Origin of the sequence: Luteimonas endophytica, assembly GCF_029887875.1 — a bacterium.
Lineage (GTDB): Bacteria > Pseudomonadota > Gammaproteobacteria > Xanthomonadales > Xanthomonadaceae > Luteimonas > Luteimonas endophytica.
The window spans coordinates 272,799-279,951 of record NZ_JARXRM010000008.1; the positions used below are offsets into that span (position 1 = coordinate 272,799).

The 7,153-nt window shown below is 71.8% G+C and carries 9 protein-coding genes; all 9 read left to right on the forward strand.

Going from position 1 to position 7,153, the window contains the following annotated elements; all coding sequences use genetic code 11:
• Positions 1–6: 6 nt before the first annotated feature.
• Positions 7–693 carry a heme exporter protein CcmB gene (gene ccmB / locus QFW77_RS01455; RefSeq protein WP_280572378.1) on the forward strand — a complete coding sequence of 229 codons (687 nt, stop codon included), beginning with the start codon at positions 7–9 and terminating at the stop codon, positions 691–693.
• A gap of 67 nt (positions 694–760) precedes the next feature.
• Positions 761–1,510 carry a heme ABC transporter permease CcmC gene (gene ccmC, locus QFW77_RS01460; RefSeq protein WP_280572379.1) on the forward strand — a complete coding sequence of 250 codons (750 nt, stop codon included), beginning with the start codon at positions 761–763 and terminating at the stop codon, positions 1,508–1,510.
• Complete coding sequence (ccmD, locus tag QFW77_RS01465; RefSeq protein WP_280572380.1) at positions 1,507–1,671, forward strand: heme exporter protein CcmD; 165 nt, start codon at positions 1,507–1,509, stop codon at positions 1,669–1,671. The genes ccmC and ccmD overlap by 4 nt, the downstream gene beginning before the upstream one ends.
• A complete protein-coding gene (ccmE, locus tag QFW77_RS01470; protein WP_280572381.1) occupies positions 1,668–2,150 on the forward strand; it encodes a cytochrome c maturation protein CcmE in 483 nt (160 codons plus the stop codon). The genes ccmD and ccmE overlap by 4 nt, the downstream gene beginning before the upstream one ends.
• A 54-nt stretch (positions 2,151–2,204) precedes the next feature.
• Positions 2,205–4,127, forward strand: a complete 1,923-nt coding sequence (locus tag QFW77_RS01475) for a heme lyase CcmF/NrfE family subunit (RefSeq protein WP_280572382.1) — start codon at positions 2,205–2,207, stop codon at positions 4,125–4,127.
• Positions 4,124–4,693: a DsbE family thiol:disulfide interchange protein gene (locus tag QFW77_RS01480; protein ID WP_280572383.1), complete on the forward strand. Its 570-nt coding sequence runs from the start codon at positions 4,124–4,126 to the stop codon at positions 4,691–4,693. The genes QFW77_RS01475 and QFW77_RS01480 overlap by 4 nt, the downstream gene beginning before the upstream one ends.
• Before the next feature lie 5 nt (positions 4,694–4,698).
• Positions 4,699–5,136, forward strand: a complete 438-nt coding sequence (locus tag QFW77_RS01485) for a cytochrome c-type biogenesis protein (protein ID WP_280572404.1) — start codon at positions 4,699–4,701, stop codon at positions 5,134–5,136.
• Positions 5,130–6,149: a tetratricopeptide repeat protein gene (locus tag QFW77_RS01490; protein WP_280572384.1), complete on the forward strand. Its 1,020-nt coding sequence runs from the start codon at positions 5,130–5,132 to the stop codon at positions 6,147–6,149. Before QFW77_RS01485 ends, QFW77_RS01490 begins: the two co-directional genes overlap by 7 nt.
• 83 nt (positions 6,150–6,232) lie before the next feature.
• A partial coding sequence (locus QFW77_RS01495; RefSeq protein WP_280572385.1) for an IS481 family transposase occupies positions 6,233–7,153 on the forward strand: 921 nt, incomplete at its 3' end.

Consider the following 7,153-nt stretch of genomic DNA (forward strand, 5'->3'; position numbering starts at 1 on the left):
GGAGCGATGGACGCGGCCCCCACCCTGGCCGGCACCGCGAGGGCGCTGGTGCTGCGCGACCTGCGCCTGCTGTGGCGCCGCCGTGGCGACGCCCTGCAGCCGGCGCTGTTCGCGCTGCTGGTGATCGTGCTGTTCGCGCTGGCGCTTGGAGGCGAGGCCCGGGTGCTGGCGGCGGTGGCGGCGGCCGTGCTCTGGGTCGCGGTGCTGCTGTCGGGCCTGCTGGCGCTGGACACCCTGTTCCGGGGGGACGCCGAGGACGGTTCGCTGGAACAGTGGATGCTGGCGCCGGTGCCGCTGGCGTGGCTGGTGCTGGTGCGCACCGCGACCCATTGGGCCACCACCGCGCTGCCGCTGCTGCTGGCGGCGCCGCTGCTGGCCGAGCTGCTGCAGTTGCCGCGCGCCCAGCTGCCGGCGCTGCTGGCCTCGCTGGCACTGGGGACGCCGCTGCTGAGCCTGCTCGGGGCCGTGGTGGCCGCGTTAACCGTCGGCATGCGCCGCTCCGGTATCCTATTGGCGCTGCTGGCGTTGCCGCTGTACGTGCCGGTGCTGGTCTTCGGGGCCGGCAGCGTCGCGCTGGCGGCGCAGGGACAGGATCCCGGCGGCGCGCTGCTGATGCTCGGCGCCGGCCTCGTCCTGGCGTTGGTGCTGGCGCCGGTGGCCGCCGCGGCGGCGATCCGGATCGCGCTCAACTGAACGCCTCCAACCGTAGCCACCCCACCGACCGCCTTCCCCGCCCCGCGCGGGGGAGCGAACCGAACGAATGAATCCCCTCCTCCGCTGGTTCCACCAACTCGGCTCGCCGCCCACCTTCGATCGCTTCGCCGCGCGCTGGGCGCCGTGGGGCTACGCGCTCGGGCTGCTGGCGATGGCCTGGGGCGCCTACGGCGCCCTGTTCGTGGTGCCGGCCGATTACCAGCAGGGCGACAGCTTCAGGATCCTCTACATCCACGTGCCGAGCGCCTGGATGAGCCTGGCCGTCTACGGGCTGATGGCGGTGTACTCGGCGATCGCGCTGGTGTGGCGGATCAAGCTGTGCGAGATCCTGGCGATGGCCTGCGCCCCGATCGGCGCCGCCTTCACCGTGATCACGCTGGCCACCGGCAGCATCTGGGGCAAGCCGATGTGGGGCACCTGGTGGGACTGGGACCCGCGCCTGACCACCGAGTTGATCCTGCTGTTCCTGTACCTCGGGGTGATCGGCCTCTACGGCGCCATCGACGACCGCCGCGCCGCCGCGCGCGCGGCCGGGCTGCTGGCGATCGTCGGGGTGGTGCTGCTGCCGGTGATCCGCTATTCGGTGGTGTGGTGGAACTCGCTGCACCAGGGCCAGACCATCCGCATGTTCGGCGAATCGTCGATGGACCCCAGCATGCTGCCGCCGCTGGTGTGGATGCTGCTCGGCACCAAGCTCTGGTTCCTGGGCTCGCTGCTGGCCCGCGCCCGCGCCGACAACCTGCAGCGCGAGGCCGGCAAGGACTGGGTCCGGCGGCTGGTGGAGCAGCCGCGATGAGCTACGGCAGCTACGTTATGGCCGCCTACCTGCTGTTCGCGGTGGTCCTGCTGTGGGACTTCGTGGCTCCGCGCATCCGTGTCCGCCAGCTGCTGCGCGCGCTGGCGCTGCTCGCCCGGCGCCGCGCCGCGCGCCCCGCTTCCGAGGAACCGCTCCCATGAACCCGATCCGCCGCCGCCGCCTGCTGTTCGTGGTCGCACTGGTCGCCGCCGCCGCGATCGCCGCGACCCTGGTCGCGATGGCCCTGCAGCGCAACATCGCCTACCTCTACACCCCCGCCGAGGTCCTGGACGGCCGCGCCGGGCAGGCGGTCGCGTCCGGGGAAGCGCGGTTCCGGCTGGGCGGCATGGTCGCGGGCGGTTCCTTCAGCCGCGAAAGCGGCTCGATGCAGGCGCGGTTCCGCGTCGACGACGGCGATGCCCAGCTGCCGGTGGTCTACACCGGCATCCTCCCGGACCTGTTCCGGGAGAACCAGGCTGTGGTCGCCACCGGTCGCATGCAGGACGGCGTGTTCGTCGCCGAGCAGGTGCTCGCCAAGCACGACGAGACCTATGTGCCGAAGGAGGTCGCCGACAAGATGGGCCTGGCGCACGAGAAGCATGGGGTGGAGACCCCGGCGGACGCGGACGCGACGAATTGAGCCGCCACGCCTTCTCCGAGTGCGCCGCCCCGGCACCGAACGGGAGCACGCCCGTTGCTGCCTGAACTCGGCCAGATCGCGCTGCTGCTGGCGCTGCTCGCCGCCGCCCTGCAGACGGTGCTGCCGCTGCTCGGCGCGCACCGCGGCATCGCGCCGTGGATGGCGCTGGCGCGCCCGGCCGCGTGGCTGCAGCTGGCGCTGGTGGCGCTGGCCTATGCGCTGCTGACCCGCGCGTTCGTGGCGCAGGATTTCTCGGTGCTCTACGTCGCCGAGAACTCCAACTCGCTGCTGCCGATGGTCTATCGCTACACCGCGGTCTGGGGCGGCCACGAGGGCTCGCTGCTGCTGTGGGTACTGATCATCGCGCTGTGGAACGGCGCGGTGGCGAGGTTCTCCCGCACCCTTCCACCACAGGTGACGGCGCGGGTGCTGGGGGTGATGGGCGCTGTGTCGCTGGGCTTCCTGGCGTTCACGATCTTCACCAGCAATCCGTTCGAGCGGCTGCTGCCGGCGGCGGTGGAAGGGCGCGATCTCAACCCGCTGCTGCAGGATCCGGGGATGATCATCCATCCCCCGCTGCTGTACGTCGGCTACGCCGGGTTCGTGGTGCCGTTCGCGTTCGCGATCGCGGCGCTGCTCGACGGCCGCGTCGACGTGCGCTGGCTGCGCTGGACCCGGCCGTGGACGAACGTCGCCTGGGGCTTCCTCACCCTCGGCATCGCCCTGGGCAGCTGGTGGGCCTACTACGAGCTGGGCTGGGGCGGCTGGTGGTTCTGGGACCCGGTGGAGAACGCCAGCTTCATGCCCTGGCTGGCCGGCGCCGCGCTGATCCATTCGCAGGCCGTCACCGAGAAGCGCGGCAGTTTCCGCGGCTGGACCCTGCTGCTGGCCATCGCCACGTTCTCGCTGTCGCTGCTGGGTGCGTTCCTGGTGCGTTCCGGCGTGCTGACCAGCGTGCACAGCTTCGCCGCCGACCCTGCGCGCGGGCTGTTCATCCTGGTGTTCCTTGGCCTCGTGGTGGGCGCATCGCTGCTGCTGTACGCGCTGCGCGCGCCCGACAACGAGGACGGCAAGCCGTTCGTCGCCGGCTCGCGCGAGACCCTGCTGCTGCTCAACAACCTGTTGCTGGTCGCCGCTTGCGCGATGGTGCTGCTGGGCACGCTGTATCCACTGCTGGCCGACGCGCTCGAGCTGGGCAAGATCTCGGTGGGGCCGCCGTACTTCGGCACCCTGTTCCTGGTGCTGATGGCACCGCTGGTGCTGCTGCTGCCGTTCGGGCCGCTGACCCGCTGGCAGCGCGAGGACATGTCGAAACCGGTGGCGATGCTGCTGCCGTGGCTGGCGCTGGCGCTGCTGGGCGGAGCGATCGCGTTCTTCGTCGCGCCCCAGGGGCCGTGGAAGGCCGCCGCCGGCGTGGCCGGGGCGCTCTGGGTCGGCCTGGGCACGCTGCGCTTCGTGTGGGCGCGGCTGCGCTCGGCAGGCGGGCGCATGACCGCGGAGATGCTCGGCATGAGCCTGGCGCATTTCGGCATCGCGCTGTTCCTGGTGGGGGCGTTGCTGGTGGAAGGACTGAACGTGCAGCGGGAAGTCGCACTGCGACCCGGCGAGTCGATCGAGATCGGCCGCCACGCGTTCCGCTTCGACGGCGTCGAGCAGGTGCGCGGACCGAACTACACCGCCGACCGCGGCACCGTGCAACTGCTGCGCGACGGCGAACCGGTGGCCCTGATGCATCCCGAGAAGCGCCACTACGCCAGCGGCGGCCAGGTGATGACCGAAGCGGCGATCCGTCCCGGCCTGTCCGGCGACATCTTCGCCGCGCTCGGCGAGCCGCTGGGCGGCGGGGCCTGGGCGGTGCGCGCCCACGTCAAGCCGTTCGTGCGCTGGATCTGGGCCGGCGCCGCGCTGATGGCGCTGGGCGGCTTCGTCACCGCCACCGACCGCCGCTTCCGCCGCCGCCCGGAGCAGTCCGCATGAGCGCGACCGGCAACCGCAAGTTCCGCTGGCTGCCGCTGGCGGTGTTCGGCGCGATCGCGGCGCTGCTCGCCGCCGGCGTCTGGATGAGCCGCGACCCGGACCGCGACGCCCTGCCCTCGCCGCTGATCGGCCGGCCGGCGCCGCAGTTCGAACTGCCGGTGCTGCACGAGCCCGACCGCCTGCTCGGCTCGGAGCAGCTGCTCGGCGCACCCTACGTGCTCAACGTCTGGGGCAGCTGGTGCCCGGGCTGCCGCGAGGAGCACGGCGTGCTGACCCGCTTCGCCGAGGCCCGCCGGGTGCGGGTGATCGGCTACAACTGGAAGGACGAGCGCGCCGACGCGCTGCGCTGGCTGGAGCAGTTCGGCAACCCCTACTGGGCGGTGCTGGTGGACTACGAGGGCCACGGCGCGATCGAGTGGGGCATCTACGGCGCCCCGGAGACCTTCCTGGTCGACGCCGCCGGCATCGTGCGCTGGAAGCACGTCGGCCCGATGACCGACGACGACATCCGCGAGGGCCTGGTGCCCGCGCTCGAGGCGTTGCAGACCCCGGGAGCGCGCGAATGAGGACCGTGCTGCTCGCCCTGCTGCTGGCGCTGGCGCTGTCGCCCACCGGCGCCCCGGCGCAGGTGGTGCAGGATCCGGCGCCGCTGCAGTTCCGCGACCGCGCCGAGGAGGAACGCTTCCGCGACCTGGTGGCCGAGCTGCGCTGCGTGATGTGCCAGAACCAGTCGCTGGCCGATTCCAACGCCCAGATCGCCCACGACCTGCGCCGCGAGGTGCTGATGCTGATGCGCCGCGATCTGGACGACGCGCAGATCCGCCAGCACCTGGTCGACCGCTACGGAGAATTCGTGCTGTACCGCCCGCGCGTCGGCGCGACCACCTGGCTGCTGTGGTTCGGGCCGGCGCTGCTGCTGCTCGGCGGCGCGGCAGTCGTGCTGCGGGTGGTGCGCAGACGCAGCGCCGCGCAGCCGGCGGGGCCCGAAGACGAGCGGCAGGAATGGTGAGTCTGCCGTTCCTTCTGCTTGCCGGCGCCCTGGTGGTCGCCGCGTCCTTCGTGCTGGCGTGGCCGCTGCGCGCGCAGCGCGGGCTGTTCTTCGGGGTCGTGGTGGCGATCCCGGTGCTCGCGCTTTCGCTGTACCGGGTGGTCGGCACCCCGGCGGGCCTGGAACCGGCGCAGCGGGAGACGCCCCGCACCCTGGCCGATGCCGTCGCCCGGCTCGAGGCCGACCTCGAGCGCGACCCACGGCAGGCGGAGGGCTGGCGGCTGCTGGGACGCGCCTACCGCGAGCAGGAACGCGTCGGTGAAGCACGCGACGCGTTCGCCCGGGCCGCGAAGCTGGCGCCGGACGATGTCGGCGCCCAGCTCGAGTACGCCGAATCGCGCGCCCAGGCCGACCCCCGCCTGCACTTCGACGAGGAGGCCACCGCGATCCTGGAACGGATCCTGCGGGACGACCCGCGGCAGGAGCGCGCGCGCCTGTTCCTCGGCATCGCCCGGCGCCAGGCCGGGCGCAACGCCGAGGCGGCCGAAACCTGGGAGCCGCTGCTCGACCGCCTCGGCCCCGAGGCCGCTGCGGGCCTGCGCGAACAGATCGAACTTGCGCGCAAGGACGGCGGCCTGGCGCCGCTGGACCGTGCCGTCGCCGAGGCGCCGGAGGCGGCTGCTGCCGGTGGCGTGCGCATCCGCGTCGCCCTCGATCCGGAATTCGCCGCGCGGGTGCGGCTGGATCCACGGGCCAGCGTATTCGTCATCGCCCGGATCCCCGACGGGCCGCCGATGCCGGTCGCGGCGCAGAAGCGCAGCGTGGCGGAGCTTCCGCTCAGCCTCACCCTGGACGACGGCGACAGCCCGATGCCGACGCAGAAGCTGTCGCAACTGCGGGAAGTGGAGATCCTGGCGCGCATCTCCGCCAGCGGCAATGCCATGCCGCGGGAGGGCGACATCGCCTCCGAAGCGGTGCGCATCGCGCTGCCCTCGAGCGATACCGTGGAGCTGACGCTCGGCGCGGGCGACTAGGTGTGATCTCTCAGTAGGTTGTTCATCCGGGGTGATCCCGGAACACTGGAGGTGCGACCCATTCAGCACCCCAGGAGCCCCGGATGAACCTGCATAAACATGCCCGTCTTACGCCTCGCGGTCGAGCCCTGCTTGTGGAACGGGTGATCGAGCACGGTCTTCGGGTCGAAGAAGCCGCCCACGCTGCGGGTGTGAGCACTCGAACGGCCTACAAGTGGTTGCGCCGCTTCCGCGAGGAAGGCCCGGGAGGGCTCCAGGACCGTTCGTCGCGCCCGCTTCGCTGCCCCAGTGCCACGCCGGCGCCGGTCGTCGAGCAGGTAGTCGCCCTGCGTCGCCAGCGGCGGACCTATCGCCAGATCTCGCTGGCACTGCCCGTCGGCCGGAGCACGATCGCGCGGCTGATGCGTCGTGCCGGTCTGCATCGACTGGCCGAGCTGGCGCCAGCGCGCCCGGACCACCGCTACGAGTACCCACAGGTGGGTGATCTGTTGCATCTGGACATCAAGAAGCTGGGCCGGTTCTGGCGCCCCGGACATCGCGTCACCGGCGCTCGCCAGGGCACTTCGGATGGCGCCGGTTGGGAGTTCGTCCACCTTGCCATCGACGACCACTCCCGGATCGCCTTCGGTACCGTCGAGAACGACGAACGTGGCACCAGTGCGTGCCGGGCGCTGCTGCAAGCGCTACGGTACTACCGCGGCCTTGGCATCACCTTCGCCCGGGTCATGACCGACAACGGCGCCTGTTACAAGTCCCGGCTGTTCCGCCGGCTCCTGCGCCGACTGGGCCTGCGCCACCTGCGCACGCGCCCCTACACGCCCCGTACCAACGGCAAGGCCGAACGACTGGTCCAGACCACATTGCGCGAGTGGGCTTACGCTCGCTCCTATGACAGCTCAGACCAGCGGCGCCAGGCCCTGCCTCACTGGCTCCATCAGTACAACTGGCATCGACCACATGCCAGCCTCGGCTACCGGCCGCCTATCAGTCGCCTCCAGCGTCCA

What these genes read in the sequence shown, in the direction of transcription:
- ccmB (WP_280572378.1), top strand. Translation starts at nt 7, where the DNA reads ATGGACGCGGCCCCCACCCTGGCCGGCACCGCGAGGGCGCTGGTGCTG.
- ccmC (WP_280572379.1), top strand. Translation starts at nt 761, where the DNA reads ATGAATCCCCTCCTCCGCTGGTTCCACCAACTCGGCTCGCCGCCCACC.
- ccmD (WP_280572380.1), top strand. Translation starts at nt 1,507, where the DNA reads ATGAGCTACGGCAGCTACGTTATGGCCGCCTACCTGCTGTTCGCGGTG.
- ccmE (WP_280572381.1), top strand. Translation starts at nt 1,668, where the DNA reads ATGAACCCGATCCGCCGCCGCCGCCTGCTGTTCGTGGTCGCACTGGTC.
- QFW77_RS01480 (WP_280572383.1), top strand. Translation starts at nt 4,124, where the DNA reads ATGAGCGCGACCGGCAACCGCAAGTTCCGCTGGCTGCCGCTGGCGGTG.
- QFW77_RS01490 (WP_280572384.1), top strand. Translation starts at nt 5,130, where the DNA reads ATGGTGAGTCTGCCGTTCCTTCTGCTTGCCGGCGCCCTGGTGGTCGCC.